The organism is Aliiroseovarius sp. CAU 1755 (assembly GCF_054482655.1).
This window is the reverse complement of record NZ_JBTLRH010000001.1, coordinates 358924-376274: the sequence shown is the minus strand read 5'-3', so window position 1 is coordinate 376274 and position 17351 is coordinate 358924. Positions and strand designations below refer to the sequence as shown.

General features: G+C 57.6%; 16 protein-coding genes. 9 read left to right on the top strand and 7 right to left on the bottom strand.

What is annotated here, in order from left to right; all coding sequences use genetic code 11:
* Window positions 1–4: 4 nt before the first annotated feature.
* Window positions 5–1279 (bottom strand): 3-deoxy-D-manno-octulosonic acid transferase, encoded by a 1275-nt coding sequence (locus ACXYMP_RS01860; RefSeq protein ID WP_458903971.1) that lies wholly within the window; start codon window positions 1277–1279, stop codon window positions 5–7.
* Between the two features lie 90 nt (window positions 1280–1369).
* Window positions 1370–2287, bottom strand: a complete 918-nt coding sequence (locus tag ACXYMP_RS01855; protein ID WP_458903969.1) for an alpha/beta hydrolase — start codon at window positions 2285–2287, stop codon at window positions 1370–1372.
* 225 nt (window positions 2288–2512) lie between these two features.
* Between ACXYMP_RS01855 and ACXYMP_RS01850 the strand changes: the two genes are divergently transcribed.
* The 9 genes from ACXYMP_RS01850 to ACXYMP_RS01810 all read left to right on the top strand — a co-directional run bounded on the left by ACXYMP_RS01850 (window position 2513) and on the right by ACXYMP_RS01810 (window position 10925).
* Complete coding sequence (locus ACXYMP_RS01850; protein ID WP_458903967.1) at window positions 2513–5338, top strand: molybdopterin oxidoreductase family protein; 2826 nt, start codon at window positions 2513–2515, stop codon at window positions 5336–5338.
* On the top strand, window positions 5338–6069 hold the full coding sequence (locus tag ACXYMP_RS01845; RefSeq protein ID WP_458903965.1) for a 4Fe-4S dicluster domain-containing protein: 732 nt from the start codon (window positions 5338–5340) through the stop codon (window positions 6067–6069). The genes ACXYMP_RS01850 and ACXYMP_RS01845 overlap by 1 nt, the downstream gene beginning before the upstream one ends.
* 12 nt (window positions 6070–6081) lie before the next feature.
* On the top strand, window positions 6082–6951 hold the full coding sequence (locus ACXYMP_RS01840; RefSeq protein ID WP_458903963.1) for a dimethyl sulfoxide reductase anchor subunit family protein: 870 nt from the start codon (window positions 6082–6084) through the stop codon (window positions 6949–6951).
* Window positions 6952–7016: 65 nt separating this feature from the next.
* The gene (locus ACXYMP_RS01835; protein ID WP_248364431.1) at window positions 7017–7628 is read left to right on the top strand and encodes a ribonuclease D; all 612 of its coding nucleotides are present in this window, start codon (window positions 7017–7019) and stop codon (window positions 7626–7628) included.
* Between the two features lie 96 nt (window positions 7629–7724).
* Window positions 7725–8348: a hypothetical protein gene (locus ACXYMP_RS01830; protein WP_458903960.1), complete on the top strand. Its 624-nt coding sequence runs from the start codon at window positions 7725–7727 to the stop codon at window positions 8346–8348.
* A 50-nt stretch (window positions 8349–8398) separates the two neighbouring features.
* The gene (locus ACXYMP_RS01825) at window positions 8399–8842 is read left to right on the top strand and encodes an LptA/OstA family protein (RefSeq protein ID WP_458905292.1); all 444 of its coding nucleotides are present in this window, start codon (window positions 8399–8401) and stop codon (window positions 8840–8842) included.
* Window positions 8842–9603, top strand: coding sequence for an LPS export ABC transporter ATP-binding protein (gene lptB, locus ACXYMP_RS01820; protein ID WP_298566952.1), 762 nt, complete (start codon window positions 8842–8844; stop codon window positions 9601–9603). Before ACXYMP_RS01825 ends, lptB begins: the two co-directional genes overlap by 1 nt.
* Window positions 9604–9847: 244 nt before the next feature.
* Window positions 9848–10423 (top strand): ribosome hibernation-promoting factor, HPF/YfiA family, encoded by a 576-nt coding sequence (gene hpf / locus ACXYMP_RS01815; protein ID WP_298566951.1) that lies wholly within the window; start codon window positions 9848–9850, stop codon window positions 10421–10423.
* 37 nt (window positions 10424–10460) lie between these two features.
* Window positions 10461–10925, top strand: coding sequence for a PTS sugar transporter subunit IIA (locus ACXYMP_RS01810; RefSeq protein WP_298567568.1), 465 nt, complete (start codon window positions 10461–10463; stop codon window positions 10923–10925).
* A gap of 7 nt (window positions 10926–10932) precedes the next feature.
* Here ACXYMP_RS01810 and ACXYMP_RS01805 read toward each other — a convergent pair whose 3' ends face one another.
* The 5 genes from ACXYMP_RS01805 to galU form a co-directional block, all read right to left on the bottom strand.
* Window positions 10933–12354, bottom strand: a complete 1422-nt coding sequence (locus tag ACXYMP_RS01805) for a sulfotransferase family 2 domain-containing protein (RefSeq protein ID WP_458903957.1) — start codon at window positions 12352–12354, stop codon at window positions 10933–10935.
* A 3-nt stretch (window positions 12355–12357) separates the two neighbouring features.
* Entirely contained in the window at window positions 12358–14055 is a 1698-nt protein-coding gene (locus ACXYMP_RS01800; RefSeq protein ID WP_458903955.1) for a DUF5927 domain-containing protein, read from the bottom strand.
* Window positions 14052–15038 (bottom strand): glycosyltransferase family 2 protein, encoded by a 987-nt coding sequence (locus ACXYMP_RS01795; protein WP_458905290.1) that lies wholly within the window; start codon window positions 15036–15038, stop codon window positions 14052–14054. Before ACXYMP_RS01795 ends, ACXYMP_RS01800 begins: the two co-directional genes overlap by 4 nt.
* 69 nt (window positions 15039–15107) lie before the next feature.
* The gene (locus ACXYMP_RS01790) at window positions 15108–16331 is read right to left on the bottom strand and encodes a glycosyltransferase family 4 protein (RefSeq protein ID WP_458903953.1); all 1224 of its coding nucleotides are present in this window, start codon (window positions 16329–16331) and stop codon (window positions 15108–15110) included.
* Between the two features lie 51 nt (window positions 16332–16382).
* Window positions 16383–17276 carry a UTP--glucose-1-phosphate uridylyltransferase GalU gene (galU, locus tag ACXYMP_RS01785; protein WP_298566945.1) on the bottom strand — a complete coding sequence of 298 codons (894 nt, stop codon included), beginning with the start codon at window positions 17274–17276 and terminating at the stop codon, window positions 16383–16385.
* Window positions 17277–17351 lie beyond the last annotated feature (75 nt).

Below are 17351 nucleotides of genomic sequence, written 5' to 3'. Positions count from 1 at the left end.
CCATTTAAACGCCCGCCTGGTCCAGCAGCGCGACGACGCGGTCACGAACAAGGTCGCTGACTTCGGCACCGCTGGTTGTGATGTCCCACGCCGCCATCGCCATCTTTGCCGCGCAATCAGGCGACAAAAGGCGCTCAACAGCCTGTGTTAGGGTCTTTTGATCCTTGACCATACTTGCCGCGCCAGCCGTTTCCAATCGACGAAACGCCTCGTTGTGACCGTTCTTGAGGGGCCCGAACAGAACGACGGATCCCAACGCGGCGGGTTCGAGGGGGTTCAAACAGGCCTCATCGGCCAAGCTTCCTCCGATGAACGTGATTGGTGCCAGATGCATCCACAGGCCGGTCTCTCCGGCCTGATCTGCTACGAAGACCTGCACATCCGGTGACGGGTCTTCGTCTCGCGACCGGCAGGCGACGCTCCACCCATCAGCCTCAAGGTCTTCAGCCAAGCGTGGACCATCTTCGGGCACGCCGGGTTCGATGATCAGCAATAGACGATGGGACTTTCGGATCAATTGCCGATGCGCCGCGAGGATTTGCGCCACTTCCTTTTCGTGCGTGGCAGCCGCCAGCCAAACCGGTCGGGCGGCAAGCTTGGCTGCAAACCGATCCCGTTCGGCCATGTTGCACCCGGGCGGCACAACTTGCATCTGCAACGGCCCAGACATGGTGACATGCGACGAAGCGGCGCCAAGTCGTCTGATTTCCCGTTCAGCTTTGAGGTTTTCCGCCAGAATAGTGTCAAAACCGGTCAGAACCGATTTCATCAGACCGGGCAGCCAACGCCATTGCCCATGCGTTTCGCGGGGCAGGTGAGCGTTGATCCAGATTGCGGGAACTTTCCGTTTGAACAATTCGCTGAGTAACGGCACATCCAATTGACTGTCGACCCACAACGCCACATCAGGCGCCCAATGGTTCAGAAACGCATTGATCGGACCAACGCCGGAATAGGGCGAAAACTGGTGAATCGCGCCGGTGTCATCCGGGAACTCCGCGTCATAGAGCGTTGTGGTTATCAAGACATTCAGGTCCTCGCGACTTGCCTTCAGATGCTGGATCAGGGCCGAAACCTTTTCGATCTCATCCCCCCCTGTAAGGTGCAGCCATACCAAGGGTCCATCCGGCCGCTCTGCCGAAGCGATGCCAAGCCGTTCGGTCCCGCGATCAGGGTGCTCTCGACCGTCTGCGATCCTTCGCTTCAGGCGGCGTTCCAGTCCCGCTGCACCCTGCAAGGTATGCAGGCCACGGAACAGAGATATCCCGAATGGCGACATGACGAATGGCTCTTCCTCTAGGTGCGAACGGTTCAGCCGCTCATATTGTTATGGGCCAAGTCTAGGGCAACTCGTCTGCCGGGGAAAGCGTCAGTCGTGCCAGTCGCCCGCAGCCAGTTCGATTGCGGCCGCGACGATGCGGTCAAAGCTGTGCCTGGCGCGGGTGACGCTATGGCGCGCGCGCAAAAAGCCATGCACAAGACCGGGTTCATTCGTCCAGCGCGCTTTGCCTCCTGCCTGCTCGATCGCGTTGCGATAAGTTCGACCGTCATCCGCCAATGGGTCGCATTCCGCGGTGATCAAAACGGTGGGCGGTAAGTCAGAAAAGTCTTTATCTGCCAGGGGTGTAGCAGTCGGATCATGCGCGGGCGAAGCTCCACCATGGCGCAGCAAAGTGTAAAGCTTCAGATCTTCCAACGTCAGCATCGGCGCGTCTTTGTGTGCCAGATACGATCCTTTGGTCATGTCGCCCCCCAAGCCTGGATAGATCAGGATCTGACCCGAAAAATCATGCAGGCCTCGCGTCGCATGCGCAACCGCTGCGGCAAGGTTTCCGCCTGCGCTATCCCCAGCCAGAATATGCATTCCAGGCCATGTTAGGGTCACATATTCAGCGGCTTCCAGCGAATCTTCAAACGCTACAGGGTGGCTGTGCTCAGGGCTCAAGCGATAGTCGACGCTTACGACACGTATGTCAGCGCGGTCACATATCTCGGCGCAAACATCGTCGTGGCTATCCAAACCACCGACGACAAACCCACCGCCATGAAAATAGATCAGGGTGGCGTTGTGCGCGCCGCGCTCGTAGATGCGGATGGGAACTTCACCTGCCAGATCGTCGCGCGCTGTGACGCCTTCGGGGTATCCGGTGAAGAATTCGCGGCACATCCGGTCATAAATCGCGCGCTGCTGATCGATGCCCAAGGCGGCAGCCCCGGGAGGGTAGAAGGCCTCGGTCCGGCGAATGAAGTCCCATGTCTCTGCGTCGATCATCGTCTCGTAGTTCATGGTGGAAAAGCTAGGCCTTTGCGGTTGTTTTGACAATGCAAGGGACGCTTGTGATGGCGACGACCAAACAAGCCGCCTCACTGGCATTAGATCACTCCGCAACTGGACCTACCGAGAGGGCGTAGTGGCTGTTTGGCTCGGCAGACGGACAAAGGAGTTTCAAACCAGCGCTTCATCATGCAGATTTGTCCTCACCGAACCGACCTTGCCACAGGGCCGAAACAGATGAGCAACCCCGAGACCATTCAAATCGACACCTCGCCCAGCGTGTCAGACGAGGTGCGCAAGACGACCTGCTATATGTGTGCGTGCCGTTGCGGGATCAACGTGCATATGAAGGACGGGCAGGTTGCCTATATCGAAGGCAACCGCGATCATCCTGTGAACAAAGGGGTGTTGTGTGGCAAGGGATCCGCCGGGATCATGCAGCACTACGCCCCGTCGCGGCTGCGCGCGCCTTTGAAGCGGGTCGGCCCGCGCGGGTCGGGAGGGTTTGAAGAGATCAGTTGGGACGAGGCCTTGGACATGGCCGCAGGTTGGCTGGCCCCATTGCGGGAAAACGACCCCAAACGGATGGCGTTTTTCACTGGACGCGATCAAAGCCAAAGCTTCACATCATGGTTCGCGCAAGCCTACGGAACGCCAAACTATGCAGCGCACGGGGGCTTTTGCTCGGTCAATATGGCAGCGGCGGGTATCTATACGATGGGCGGCGCATTTTGGGAGTTTGGACAACCCGACTGGGATCGCACCAAACTGTTCATGCTTTTTGGCGTGGCCGAAGATCATGACAGCAACCCCATCAAGATCGGTCTTGGCAAGCTGAAAGAACGTGGCGCGCGTATCATCGGCGTGAACCCGATCCGGTCGGGATATAACGCGATTGCGGATGACTGGGTGGGCATTACGCCGGGGACGGATGGGCTGTTCATCCTTGCGCTGGTCCACGAGTTGCTGCGCGCTGGTAAGATCGATCTGGGGTATCTATCACGTTACACCAACGCGGGCTTTATCGTGAATGAAGAGCCTAACACGCCTGAAAATGGTCTTTTCTTGCGTGGTGAGACTGGTAGGCCGCAAGTGCTGTGCCGCGACACTGGGAAGCTTGCCGATTACGACGCGCCCGGTGTTATGCCTGATCTGGCGGGAAGCTATCGCCACGCAGGCATCTCGCATCGCCCGGTGTTCCAGCTGCTCGCCGAACGCTATCTGTCAGGCGATTACGCGCCCGAGGCCGTCGCTGAACAAACGGGCATCACGGCCGACCGTATCCGTTCAATCGCTGCGGAACTGGCGCGAGTCGCGTTCGAGGAAGAAATTGTGCTCGACCAGCCGTGGACAGACTGGAAAGGGCAAAAGCACGACAAGATGATCGGACGGCCGGTCAGCTTCCACGCTATGCGCGGCATCTCGGCGCATTCAAACGGGTTCCAGACCTGCCGCGCGCTGCATATGTTGCAGATCCTTCTCGGCTCTGTCGAAGTTCCGGGGGGATTCCGGTTCAAACCGCCCTATCCGAAACCACCCGAGGCGCACCCAAGGCCGCATGCTGGCGTCACGCCCGGCCAACCACTGGATGGCCCGCATCTGGGATATCCGATGGGGCCGGAGCATCTGCTTTTGGACGACAACGGCAACGCCAAACGCATCGACAAGGCGTTCACATGGGAAAACCCGATGTCGGCGCATGGGCTGATGCATATGGTGATATCGAACGCCCATGCTGGCGATCCTTACAAGATCGATACGCTGTTCATGTATATGGCGAACATGGCGTGGAATTCGTCGATGAACTCGACCGAGGTCATGGGGATGCTGACCGACACGGATGATAACGGCGAATACGTGATCCCGCACATCATCTATTCCGACGCCTACAGCTCCGAAATGGTGGCCTATGCCGACCTGATCTTGCCCGACACGACCTATCTGGAGCGTCACGATTGCATCAGCCTGCTGGACCGCCCGATTTGCGAGGCCGACGGGGCCGCCGATGCGATCCGCTGGCCGGTGATTGAGCCCGACCGCGATGTGCGCGGGTTTCAGACGGTTCTGATCCAGCTAGGGGCAAAGCTGGGCTTGCCCGGCTTCGTCACGGATGACGGGTCCGCGAAGTTTGAGGACTACGCCGACTACCTAGTTAACCACGAACGCAGGCCTGGTGTTGGACCGCTGGCAGGGTGGCGCGGGAAGGATGGCACAGGGAAAGGGCGAGGAGAGCCTAATCCAGCCCAAATTGACCGATATATCGAAAACGGCGGATTCTGGGTCGATCATATTCCGACCGAGGCGAGCTTTTATAAACCTTGGAACAAGGCCTATCAGGAATGGGCCGTCGCGCGCGGTATCTTCGACGCTGAAGCGCCCTATGTGTTCAATCTTTATGTCGAGCCGATGCGCAAGTTTCAATTGGCCGCCGAAGGTCACGGAGACACTCAACCCCCCGACCATCTGCGCGCGCGCATCCAAAAGACGATGGACCCGCTGCCCATCTGGTATCCGCCGTTCGAGGATACGAATGTCGACCCCGATGAATATCCGATCCACGCCCTGACCCAGCGCCCGATGCATATGTATCATTCATGGGGGTCGCAAAACGCGTGGCTGCGCCAGATCACCGGCAAAAATTATCTGTATCTGCCCACCGATCTTTGGGTCGAACATGGCTTTGCCGATGGCGACTATGCGCACGTCACCTCAGCCCATGGATCAATCACAGTGCCCGTCGCCCATCACGCGGCGCTGAACCCAATGACGGTCTGGACATGGAATGCCATCGGCAAGCGTAAAGGCACTTGGGCGTTGGATAACGACGCGCCGGAAGCGACGGAAGGGTTTCTTCTGAACCACCTGATTCATGAGCTTCAGCCACCGAAAGGCGACGGGCTAAGATGGGCGAATTCGGACCCCGTAACCGGACAGGCCGCGTGGTTCGATTTGCGCGTAAAGATTGTCAAAGCAGACCCTAAACCGGCCGAAAGTCAGCCTTCACACCCACCGATCAAGTCACCAGTCGACAAAGCCCCGCACGTCGTGAAAAGGAAGATCTGATGACCTCACTTCCTGAAAAGACCGACAAAAAGCTAGGGCTGGTCATTGATCTGGATACCTGCGTGGGGTGCCAAGGTTGCGTGACTGCGTGCAAGGGTTGGAACACGCAGAACTATGGCGCGCCGCTGTCCGACACCGACCCATACGGCGCGGACCCGGGCGGCACTTTTTTGAACCGGGTGTTTTCCTATGAAGCACAGACCGAGGGCCGCCCCGCGCAGACCGTCCACATGCCGCGGTCCTGCCTGCATTGTGACGACGCGCCCTGCGTAACCGTTTGCCCGACTGGCGCCAGTTATAAACGTTCCGAAGACGGAATCGTTTTGGTCAACGAAGATCGCTGCATCGGTTGCGGACTATGCGCCTGGGCCTGCCCCTTTGGCGCGCGCGAGATGGATCGCGATGCCGGTATCATGAAGAAATGCACGCTGTGCGTCGATCGCATCTACAACGAGAACCTGCCGGAAGAGGATCGCGTGCCCGCCTGCGTGCGCACCTGTCCCTCTGGCGCGCGGCATTTCGGGGATCTTGGCGACCCGGACAGCGATGTTTCAAAACTGGTGGCGGATCGTGGTGGATACGACCTGATGCCAGACCTTGGCACCAAGCCCGTGAACAAATACCTGCCACCGCGCGCCAAGGATACGCTGAACACCCAACCGCTTGAGGTGATCGCGGACGAGCCGCAGGGGTTCCTTGGCTGGCTAGATAAAGCGCTCGAAAAGCTCTGACGGAGGAAACGGATGCATCCCGCACCCAGTGTTATCATTTTCACCACGCTGTCAGGGCTTGGGTTTGGCCTGTTCTTTTGGCTGGGGCTGGGCGTGCCGGATGTCAGCGGTGGGACCGCGTTCGCGTTTTTCGCGATTGCCTATGCGCTGTCTTGTGCCGGGCTGCTGGCCTCGACCTTTCATCTGGGCAATAAGAAGAACGCGATCTATGCGCTCAGCCAATGGCGCACAAGCTGGCTGAGCCGTGAAGGGATTGCGGCGATCCTGACCTTGTTCCTATTCGCGCTGGTTGCTGTGCCGCGCATCTTTCTTGGGGCAGAAATGGCGATTTCTGGTGTATTAGGATCTATTTTTGCGCTTCTGACCGTTTTCACAACCTCGATGATATACGCGCAACTGAAAACCATTCGGCGCTGGCACCAGCCGCTTACGCCCGTCATGTTTCTGCTGCACGCCTTAGGCGGCGGTGCGCTATTGGCGGGTGAGGCGAAGATCGCCGGTTGGTTACTGCTGGCGCTGACCCTTGTCCTGCTCGCCATGTGGCGGATCGGCGACCAACGCGCCGCCGCGCGGGGAACAACAGGGGACGCCACCGGGCTTGCCCATCTAGGTGAGGTGCGGATGCTGGAGAGCGGCCACACCGCACGCAACTATGTGGTGGACGAGATGGTCTTTCGCGTCGGCCGCAAACACGCCGCGAAACTGCGTATGATTGCGCTGGGTCTGGCGGGCGCATTGCCCGCAGCCATATTGCTTCTAACGCCGCCCGGTCACATCACCGCATTTCTAGCGCTTGCCCTGCATCTGACAGGCGTCGTCACTGGCCGCTGGCTGTTTTTCGCTGAAGCCGAACATGTCGTGGGCCTGTATCACGGCAAATGATCCCTTCTTATTGAACCCGGCCCCCTCTGCGCCTATCAGGGGGGAAACGGATTATGAGGGCACACATGGCCAACCATCTTTACAAGCGCGACCTTCCCGATGGGCTGGACCTTGGTCCGGTCGTCGCCATTGACTGCGAAACGATGGGCCTGAACCCGCATCGCGACAGGCTGTGTGTGGTGCAAATGTCGTCGGGCGATGGGGATGCGCATCTGGTGCAGGTCGAAAAAGGCCAGACCAGCGCGCCAAACCTTGAACGGATGCTGGCGGACCCGGATGTGCTGAAGCTGTTCCACTTTGGTCGGTTCGATATCGCGGCGCTTCTGAACGCGTTTGGCGTGGTCACGGCCCCTGTCTATTGCACCAAGATCGCGTCGAAACTGATCCGCACCTATACCGACCGGCACGGGCTGAAAAACCTGCTTGAACAACTGCTGAAGATCGACATTTCAAAGCAACAACAGATGAGCGATTGGGGCGCGGAAGAGCTGACCGCCGCCCAGTTGGACTATGCCGCGTCGGATGTCCTCTATCTGCACCGGTTGCGCGACGAACTGAACCAGCGGCTCGACCGCGAAGGCCGCACCGAGATGGCGCAAGCCTGTTTCGATTTCCTGCCGATGCGCGCGCAATTGGATTTGGCGGGCTGGCCTGAGATCGACATCTTCTCTCACTAGCTTACGCGACGCATCGCGCAAGGCGCGGACCTGTCCTTGGATTGTTCTGACGGGTGCCTAGATATGTAAGCAGAACGACACACAAACCGAGGACACATGGCCAGACCCAACAATCGCTATTCCCGCTTGGTTTCCTGGCTGAAAGTTCTTCTGCCGGTGACCGCGCTTGCGTTGTTGTCCACGATGTTTCTGATCTCAAAATCCATCGACCCAACCAGGTCTTTGACCTATGCACGCATCAACCTTGAAGAACTGACTGGCGAACAGCGCATTTCCGGGCCCCGCTTTTCCAGCGTCACCGAAGACGGGGCAGCCATCACTTTCTCCGCGGAAAGTGCCGTGCCCGAAATGGGAACCAGCAACCGGTTCACGGCCAAGACCTTGGCGGCGCGGATCGAAACGCCAGACGGCGCGGCAGTGGATATCGACGCGGCGATGGCGGTGATTGATGGCGGCACCAAAACGGTCGATCTGTCCGGAGGTGTGACATTGGTCACCTCGACCGACTACCGCATCCAGTCGGACGGGTTAACAACGGCGCTGGATGCCACCCATGTCGAAACCACAGGCTCTGTCAAAGCTGATGGCCCAATGGGGCACTTGACGGCTGGACATGCCGAAATCACACGAAGTGACGCCGAAGAAGGTGCCTATCTTCTTGTTTTCAAAGGTGGGGTAAAACTGATATACCAACCCAAGACAGAGGGGGAAGAAAAGTGATCAAGCGCGCACATCTGGCTGCCCTTTTGTTGGTGTTGAGCTTTCCGATTATGGCACACGCCCAAGCGCAAATCGCGTTCGGCGGGCTGAAGCATGACAGCTCCCTTCCGGTCGAGATTGCGGCCGACCAACTGAATGTCGATCAGGCAGACGGATCGGCCACGTTTGTTGGCAACGTTCAGATCAGCCAAGGCAGCATGCGCTTGTCTGCGGGCAAGGTTCGTGTCGAATACGAAACCGGCAGCGACACCACGGGAGAGATCTCGCGCCTGCTGGCGACAGAGGGCGTAACGCTCGTGAACGGTGCCGAAGCGGCGCAGTCTAGCGAAGCGATCTATACCATTTCCACCGGAACGATCCTGATGACCGGCGATGTGATCCTAACGCAGGGCCAAAACGCCCTGTCGTCCGACAAGCTAAGCGTGGACCTGCGGGCCGGCACGGGGACGATGGATGGCCGCGTAAAGTCGATCATTCAAACAGGTGGGAACTGATGAGCGACGCGCCAGAGCTGACAGTCGAAGATGGTGAGGCCGGGCTACGCATCATTGGCCTGCGGAAGAGCTATCGCAAGAAGCCCGTTATTCAGGACGTCACACTTGACTTGCATCGCGGCGAGGTCGTGGCGTTGCTGGGCCCCAACGGTTGCGGCAAGACGACAACCTTTTATGCCATCGCTGGCCTGATCACGCCTGAAGCTGGGCAGGTGTTGATTGACGGGCGTGATGTGACGCTGTTGCCCATGTATCGTCGCGCGAGGTTTGGCATCGGGTATCTTCCGCAAGAAATGTCCATTTTTCGTGGCCTGTCCGTCGAAGACAACATCCTTGCGATCCTCGAAATCTCGACCCCTGACCGCCACAAGCGACGCGAGCGGCTGGAAGAGTTGCTGAGCGAGTTTTCGATCAGCCACCTGCGCCGCGCACCCGCCCTTGCCCTGTCCGGCGGCGAACGCAGGCGCGTGGAAATTGCGCGGCTGCTGGCCTCGGACCCGAAATACCTTTTGCTCGATGAGCCTTTCGCGGGCGTCGACCCGATCGCCGTCGGAGAGATTCGCACTCTGGTTCACGAGTTGAAAGACAGGGGCATCGGCGTGCTGATTACCGACCACAATGTGCGCGAAACGCTTGAGATTGTGGACCGCGCCTATATCCTTCACGATGGCCATGTTTTGATGAGCGGGACGACCGACGAAGTCATCCGCGACGAGAATGTCCGACGCGTCTATCTTGGGCAGAATTTCTCGATCAAATGATGGAATTGCACGCGCTTGTGGTTGACAACCCCCCTCGACTCGTCGCCAAATGAAGGTGATGCATGAACACTTTAACCTTCGTTTGTGTCGTCCCGAACATGGGGCATACACCAAGGAACACCCAGAAGGATTTGGGCGGACAGGGTTCTGCAACTCTCTATCAACGTCATGTAATAAAATAGTTTTTTCATCATTCCCTTAGGGGAATGATGTATTGAGGCCTGCAAATACCATAGGAGTTAGCATGCAATATCAAATCACTGGCAAGCAGATCGACATTGGTGAAGCCCTTCAGATTCACGTGAAGGAGGAGCTTGGAGGCGTGGTTCAAAAATACGCCGAACGCCCGACCGACGCTCAGGTGGTTTTCTCCAAGAGCGCCCATGAATTTGTCTGCGAAGCGATTGTGCATCTGTCCACCGGTCTGACCGCTCAGGCCAAGGCAAGTGCGACTGAAATCTATGCAGCTTTTGACCAGTGCGCCGAGAAAATGGAGAAGCAGTTGCGCCGCTACAAGCGCCGCTTGAAAGACCATCACAAGGATCGCGTAGACCCGGTTGAAGTTTTCGGTGGAGCCTCGTATATCCTCGCCTCAGAGGAAGGTCAGGACGAAGCGGATGACGCGACACTCCAGCCCATGATCATCGCCGAAATGGAGACACGGATTCCGTCACTCTCGGTTGGCGAAGCGGTCATGCAGATGGAGCTTGCACACGCACCGGTTCTGGTTTTCCGCAATGAAAAAACCGAGGGCATGAATGTGGTCTATCGCCGTGATGACGGCAATGTAGGCTGGATTGACCCCAAAAACGAAGCGTAAACCTCCCGCCCATGGCGGGCGGGGAAAGTTGTTGATGATGGACCTTTCGAGCATCCTCAATCCTGCGGCCGTAAAAGTCGTCGCCACAGTATCTTCCAAAAAGCGCCTGTTTCAGGACCTTGGGGATATGGCGATGGAATGTTACGGCATTGACGGGAGCGCAGCGTTCAGCGCTTTGCAGCAACGCGAATCCCTGGGGCCTACGGGTGTAGGTCGCGGGGTGGCGTTGCCGCACGCGCGTCTGGCTGGTCTTGACAGAGTCGTGGGCTGTTTTCTGCGGGTCGAAAAACCCTTCGACTTTGACGCCGTCGACAAGCAGGCGGTCGATCTTGTCTTTGCCCTGTTCGCGCCGGAAGGTTCTGGCGTCGATCACCTTAAGGCGCTTGCGTTGGTGTCGCGCACGTTGCGTGATTCGTCGATCTGCGCAAAACTGCGCGCCAATGGCGACGCCGCGACCTTGCACGCCCTTCTGACCGACAGCCTGTCCAACAAAGCAGCCTGAGCCAGGCTTAGGTCTGCGAATCCCACGGGCGGAATCCGAACATCATGTAGTCCCGCTGATAGAGCTTGCGCACTGCGGCCTCTATCTCGGCATCATAGATGTCGGCCAATGCAAACGGGGCGTCCGGGGCCGCCTCGGGCAATTGCACCGGGATGTCGATATCAAGCTCAGCCAGAATCGCCGCCAATCCTTCGGAAAGCCGATCTTCGCGCAGAACGTGATCGGGCAGGGCAAATCCCGCGAACCCCTGAACAAGAGCGGTCTGCGACGCCCATGCAGCATCTACGCGGATGCCGGTTTGCCCCTTAAGGTTCTTACCGACAAAGCCGATGAACTGCATGAAGGCGTCACGGTGGGCCTGTCGGTTCCAACCATCGTCCGGTTCCGCAACAGGCAATGAAACATCATAGCTTTCACGCAGCGCGTGCTTGATGTCCCAATAGGTATCGGGTCCGTGGGCGACCAGATACCTGCAAAAGGCCGCATGCAGGCGTGCGACAGGGTGGCGAAGGACGGTAAAGGTCCGGTGCGCTTTGTGCTGCCGCTTCCACTGGCGTAGGGCTTTCTGCGTGAAATCGTCCTTGATCGGTCCCAGCGCTTTCATCCAGTTGACGATACGATCATCTGGCCCGCCCTTGATCGGCATAAACACCATCTCAAGCGCCTCGGACGCCAGATAGGTAGTGATGGCTGGCGGGCGCCCCGGTTCAAAGTTTGGCAGTTTGTGGAGGTCGAATGGGTCAATCCGATCAATGGTCTGTTGCAGAGCCTCAAAATTCTGCACCTTGTCCGATGCGGGTTCGGGGTTTTGTTTCTTGAACGTGCCCGCAAACTCCGAAATCTCGGTGGTCTCGCCCAAATATCGCGCCAACCCGTTGATGACCTCGATCCGCTGGGCGTCCTCATAGTCAAGATAGAAGGCCGTCTGGCCTGATTGCTGAAGCCTGGCTTTGATCTTCAGCTGAAAATCCTTCATCCGATAAAAGAGTTTCTCGAACTCTTCCGGGACGAATCTGGCCTTCTTCTTGATGGCATGCTTCACATCATTCAGCTGCCATTGATCCGTTTCCCACGCGATTTTGCGCGAGATATAGGCATCCACAAGGTTGCGGGTCAAAACCACTTTCGCACAGCGCGGATCATCCATCAGCGCATCGAAGACCCTTGGGTCATGGTCGTGAAAGAACCGAAAGCCGGGCAGGCCGGGGGCGTGTTCCTTCATCCGCGCAATCAGGGTCATGGGGTCAGCGTCCCGCATCGCAACGGTGACGCCGAACAGTTCCTTCATTTTCGGCGTGACCATGAAATAGGGATTGAACGCCTCTCCATAGCATTTCAGGCCGGGAAACTGATCGAGGTTGCTTTCCAAGAAGTTCGATCCGGTTCGCATTTCGGCAAAGATAATGAAGCAATCAAATTTACGCGCCATGAGTTACTTCACCAGATACGGTTTGGAATGGGGATGCGGGGCGGCCACCGGGTCATGTCCGGCGGGAAAGTCGCCCATAAGATAAGGGTGCATGCCTTGGTTCTTCAGGTTTTGCAGGAACTGACCGAAACCGCCCAGCGCAACCATTTTCGGCGCTTCTGTCAGGCGCGTTGAATGCCTTGGCGCAATTTCGTCGATGACCTCCTGCAGCGGCTCCATTGGGTACAGGACAAATTCAGCCAAGGTCCAAATGCGGACGCGTGCACGGGCGAAATCTGACCGCAAAGCGCCAATATGCTCGTTCTCGATCCTTTGCAGCCGTGCTGCTTTGCGCCGGATATCCAAGAAGTTCTGATTGGAGTGAAACAGTGGCACCGCCCAAGCACCAGAGATCACATTGATCTGCGCCTTAGGATCCTTGGCAACCGTCCAAGAAATCGCCTGATTGTCACGCGGCCCAAACTGAAAGCATTGGTGTTCCCCTTTGGTGTTCCAAATGAGGTTGGTCAAAAAGGCTTGGGGGTTATAGTCCCGAAGCTTGGCTGCGTTGCTAAGCGCACCAAAACACACCGGTTCATTGCCTGCGAAATGGGCTTGGTCCTTGGCATAAAGGTGGCCGTGAACGCGCCCACCAACGGTGCGTTGCAACCATGCCTCGAAATCCTCGAACAGGTCCGCGAATCCCTCAAAAATCGTATAGGGCGACGTTGTTGTTCCGTTCTCCCAACCTTCGTTCGGAAATCGGCTTTGCATGACCAACCCGGGGCGGCCTTTGGTGCGCTGCTCGACCGCCTTCGCGAAGATGCGGTCGATCTTTCCGGGGTTGGGTTCTGCCTCGGTCGCGACGTTCAACTCGTCCGACAGGAAGCTGGCGTAAAGTTTGCTGGCATGGGTCCAGACCTTACGCGCCACGAAGCAATCAGATCGCCGTAACAGCTGTAGGTGGTCGTCATAAAAGATGTGTGGCTTGCCCTGAAAATCGAACTTCGACAGGGTCAGCGAACGGCTTTCGATATTCGTTGAGTATCGACGCACAAGGGTCTGATAATAGCTTTCGTCTGGAATCCAGACACGCCGGAAATAGCGATCATAGACCGCGCGATCCGGGTCTTGCAGAATGGCGGACAGCGTTTGCCGGGTCAGGCACCACCACTGACTGCCCAGATGTGGCACGATCCCCGAAGGGATTTTTCGCTTGAAGCCAAGGCGTCGTTGCAAGCGCACATACCGGTCGAACAACCGTCGATGACGGCGCCATGAGAAAGGAAAGCGCAGGGTGAAGCGTTCCTTGTCCAACCCACCAACGGTCCATGGCACATCCTCGGTCGCGGCGCTTTCGATAAAGTTCGTCTGCGGGCGCGCATCCAGATAAGACACCATTTCGGCAACCGGGCGCAGCGGCAGGCAGCTTCCCGATACCAGCATGACATGGCGCACATCGGGGAAAGATTCCAGCATCAGTTCCGACGCGGATTGACTGGCCGCGACAAGCGACCAGGTGCCCCATTCACACCGGTGACGTTTGCAAAAACGAACATTTTCCAGATCGCTCAGCGACTGTTCAAACTGATCATAGTCTGACTGCGCCACCCGCGTATCGACATGCAGCACGACCGGGCAGCCGTTTATCGACCAGTGCCGGGCCAGCTGTTCAGCGCGGTGCAGCGCGTCGTGCACCAACATGACGACACCCAAGCTCATGCCCAGTTCCCCTTGGACATGAGGCCAAGCATTTCGAGCTGGCGCCAGTTGATGTATTTCTCGCTCCACTTGCACCAAAGGTCGGCGTCGTCTTTCAGTTTCGTGTGATAGGCACGATATTCGTGGCTATTGGCATAGTGCTGCCGACGCTCAAGCTCCTCAGCCGATTTCGTGCTGAACGTGTCCAGAAACTTTGCATGTAACAGGCAGCCAGACGCTTTTTCACCGCCCCATTCATCATAGACCAGGTTCAAACCGCGCGGCAGCAGCATATGGGTCGAGCTGACATAGGTGTAGCCGCGATCCCATTTGACCAGCGGTATCTTGTTCAACGCGGGTGCGCGTTCGGGGTTTTCGGAAAAGAAGGTGCGCGCACGTGGGCCACCTTGGATCCAAAGGTTCCCAAACTCCTTGTTCTTCTGGATCATGTAGTTCCCACTGTCGAACCAATGGGTAATCTCGATCGGATCTTGGCCGGCTTTGTAAGGTTGGGCATCCAGCGAGCCCTTTGGATACATGTCCAACAGCATCGCGCCGAAGCTTTTGATTGAGCTGGCATCCAGCCAGTCGGTCAACGCCCTAAGGGGGCGTGAATCGCAAAAAGGATAGACCAGAAATTCGTCGGGATCGACGACAAGGCACCAATGCCCATGACCGTATTTCCGCTGTAGCCAGTTCAGCCAGTCAACGCCAAATCGCGCGCGCTTATAGCTGCTTTCCGTTCGCCAAACCGAGACATCTTCCTGCTTTTGAAGGTATTCCAGCGACCCATCATCAGAGCCGTTGTCAACAATGAGAAAGTGATTCACTCCCAATTCACGATAGTAGTCCAAAAAATAGGGCAGGCGGATGCATTCGTTGCGCAAAGTCGAAAAAAGCAGGATGTCTGAGGACCCGATTTGCTTAGTTCGGTTGCGAATGGGTGTCAGTTCGCGCCTTTTGCGAAAAGCACGAATGCGCCAGCGCTTGCGCTGAAGCCTCAACCGATATGATCCAATTGCACTCAAGCGTGCCCCTTTTTGCCTAGACCGAATGCGCGTCGTATCCGGGTATCACGTCATCTTTAAGACCAAGTTGAAATGTGCGTCCCAGCTTGGCAAAATCAGATCACATCCGCGCACGGGTGTCGCGGGTCGGGCAGCCAGTTCGGTTACGATTTGTTCCCAAAGATATATATCGGCAACATTTGCGTAAATGGGATATTTGCCAAGAATTTCCCTGTAAACGGGCAGGTCATGGACCACAACCGGCGTGCCCAGCGCGGCGGCTTCGCACGGCGGCAGGCCAAACCCTTCGGCAAAACTTGGAAACAAAAGCCCCTGCGCACCGGCGACAAGAGCCGCCATTTCGGCGTCTGACAGATCAGGCAACTCCCTGACATGTGCGGGCTGGGCGTCAAGCCGGGCAAACAGCTTTTCGTTCTTCCAGCCCCGCTTGCCGATGATCAGCAATGTGGGCATATCGGACGCGGCGCGGGTTTTGGCCATCTGCGCCCACACATCCAACAGCAAGGCGTGGTTCTTGCGCGGCTCAATGGTGCCAACTGTCACGAAATAGGGTCTGTTTTGCGCCAAATGAGACGGCACGGCCTCCGCTACTGTCGGGACATCAAGGCCCAGATGTGCCACCACGCTGTCTGGCACGCGTCCCATACGGCCAAAATGCGCAGCGCCAGAAATCTGACTTTGGCGCGAGTTATAAATCACCAGATCGGCATGGCGCGACACAGCACGCATTTTCGCGGCGAACGAGGTGACCGTCCCATCCCGCTGAAAATCAGGGAAGTCGAGTGGAATCATATCGTGGACCAGCACGCTAAGATGCATGTCCCTGACCTGACGCAGGGCAAGAAACACATGGTCGCTTAGGTTAGAGTGGCCAACGTTCAGATAGGCGCAACCGTCCGGCAGATGGCGGGTCAGCAGGCTGGCCAAGCTGCGACGGCCCGTATGGTCAAGTCCAAGCCGCCTCAGGTCGCTTTCCGCTGCCATCCGGGTCTTGGTCGCCCTGAGCCTGGACCGCGCGCGCCAATCCGGCGATCCCCAAGGGCGGCACCCATGCAGCCGCTCAGCAAGCTGCTTGGTGCCACTGTGGTCGAGCAGCGTAAAGTTTCGCCGCGTTCGAACCAGCGCGAACAAGGGCGTTTCAAGCAACAGGAGGTGATTAAGGTAAGCGGCCTCGACCCGGTCGACACCTGTCCATGCGCCGCGCCCGACACGCGACACCAGACGTGTCAGATCAAGACATCGTGCGGTCGGTTCTTTGCTGTCTGCCAAGGTGGTCATCCCGCGCCCAGGGTCAGCATGGGCAAACGACGCATGCGGCTTTTATTCCGCAGCCTTCTGCTGTGCGACAAGATCGTGCAGATAGGCGCCAAGCTCTTCACGAAGCTCTTCACGTGCCATGCCGAAGGCGACCGTGGCCTGAAGGAACCCCGCTTTCGAGCCGCAATCGAACCGCTGCCCGCGGAACCGATAGCCAAATACATCACGGTCCTGGGCGATTTCATCGGCAATGGCATCGGTCAGCTGAATTTCTCCGCCAGCCCCGCTTTTCATGCGGTTCAGGCTGCGCAGCACATCCGGCGTCAGGATGTATCGCCCGATAACGGCCAAATTCGACGGCGCATCTTCGATGGATGGCTTTTCGACCATCCCCTTGACCGACACCATCGAGCCCATGTCTTTCTTCACGTCCAACACCCCGTAGGCGCTGGCTTTTTCGGCTGGAACTTCCATCGCGGCCACCATGCAGCCGCCAGTTTCCTCATAGGCTTCGACCATCTGCTGAAGGCAGGGCTTTTCGGCCGCGATAACGTCATCGGGCAGGATCACAGCGAAGGGTTCGTTCGCAATCAGGCGGCGCGCGCACCAGACCGCATGGCCCAAACCAAGCGCCTTGTGCTGGCGCATATAGGCGATCGCGCCCGATTCCATATTGGTGTCTTTGAGCACTTCCAATAGGTCTGTTTTACCCTTCTTGCGAAGCTCTTGCTCAAGCACGGGGGCGTTGTCGAAATAATCTTCAAGTGCGCCCTTGCCGCGTGATGTCACAAAGATGAATTCCTTGATGCCGGCTGCGCGCGCCTCGTCGATCGCGTATTGGATCAAGGGGCGGTCAACCAAAGTCATGATCTCTTTGGGAATGGACTTTGTCGCAGGCAGGAAGCGCGTTCCCAGTCCCGCAACCGGGAAAATGGCTTTCGTGACTTTACGCTTCATCTGTTCCACCTCTGTTTAACTTTGTCGGCGACAATAACCTGACACACCCTAACAATATCACGGGTCGGTATAAAT

What these genes read in the sequence shown, in the direction of transcription:
- ACXYMP_RS01860 (WP_458903971.1), bottom strand. Translation starts at nt 1,279, where the DNA reads ATGTCGCCATTCGGGATATCTCTGTTCCGTGGCCTGCATACCTTGCAG.
- ACXYMP_RS01805 (WP_458903957.1), bottom strand. Translation starts at nt 12,354, where the DNA reads ATGGCGCGTAAATTTGATTGCTTCATTATCTTTGCCGAAATGCGAACC.
- hpf (WP_298566951.1), top strand. Translation starts at nt 9,848, where the DNA reads ATGCAATATCAAATCACTGGCAAGCAGATCGACATTGGTGAAGCCCTT.
- ACXYMP_RS01840 (WP_458903963.1), top strand. Translation starts at nt 6,082, where the DNA reads ATGCATCCCGCACCCAGTGTTATCATTTTCACCACGCTGTCAGGGCTT.
- ACXYMP_RS01810 (WP_298567568.1), top strand. Translation starts at nt 10,461, where the DNA reads ATGGACCTTTCGAGCATCCTCAATCCTGCGGCCGTAAAAGTCGTCGCC.
- galU (WP_298566945.1), bottom strand. Translation starts at nt 17,276, where the DNA reads ATGAAGCGTAAAGTCACGAAAGCCATTTTCCCGGTTGCGGGACTGGGA.
- ACXYMP_RS01825 (WP_458905292.1), top strand. Translation starts at nt 8,399, where the DNA reads ATGGCACACGCCCAAGCGCAAATCGCGTTCGGCGGGCTGAAGCATGAC.
- lptB (WP_298566952.1), top strand. Translation starts at nt 8,842, where the DNA reads ATGAGCGACGCGCCAGAGCTGACAGTCGAAGATGGTGAGGCCGGGCTA.
- ACXYMP_RS01835 (WP_248364431.1), top strand. Translation starts at nt 7,017, where the DNA reads ATGGCCAACCATCTTTACAAGCGCGACCTTCCCGATGGGCTGGACCTT.
- ACXYMP_RS01845 (WP_458903965.1), top strand. Translation starts at nt 5,338, where the DNA reads ATGACCTCACTTCCTGAAAAGACCGACAAAAAGCTAGGGCTGGTCATT.
- ACXYMP_RS01855 (WP_458903969.1), bottom strand. Translation starts at nt 2,287, where the DNA reads ATGAACTACGAGACGATGATCGACGCAGAGACATGGGACTTCATTCGC.
- ACXYMP_RS01850 (WP_458903967.1), top strand. Translation starts at nt 2,513, where the DNA reads ATGAGCAACCCCGAGACCATTCAAATCGACACCTCGCCCAGCGTGTCA.
- ACXYMP_RS01800 (WP_458903955.1), bottom strand. Translation starts at nt 14,055, where the DNA reads ATGAGCTTGGGTGTCGTCATGTTGGTGCACGACGCGCTGCACCGCGCT.
- ACXYMP_RS01830 (WP_458903960.1), top strand. Translation starts at nt 7,725, where the DNA reads ATGGCCAGACCCAACAATCGCTATTCCCGCTTGGTTTCCTGGCTGAAA.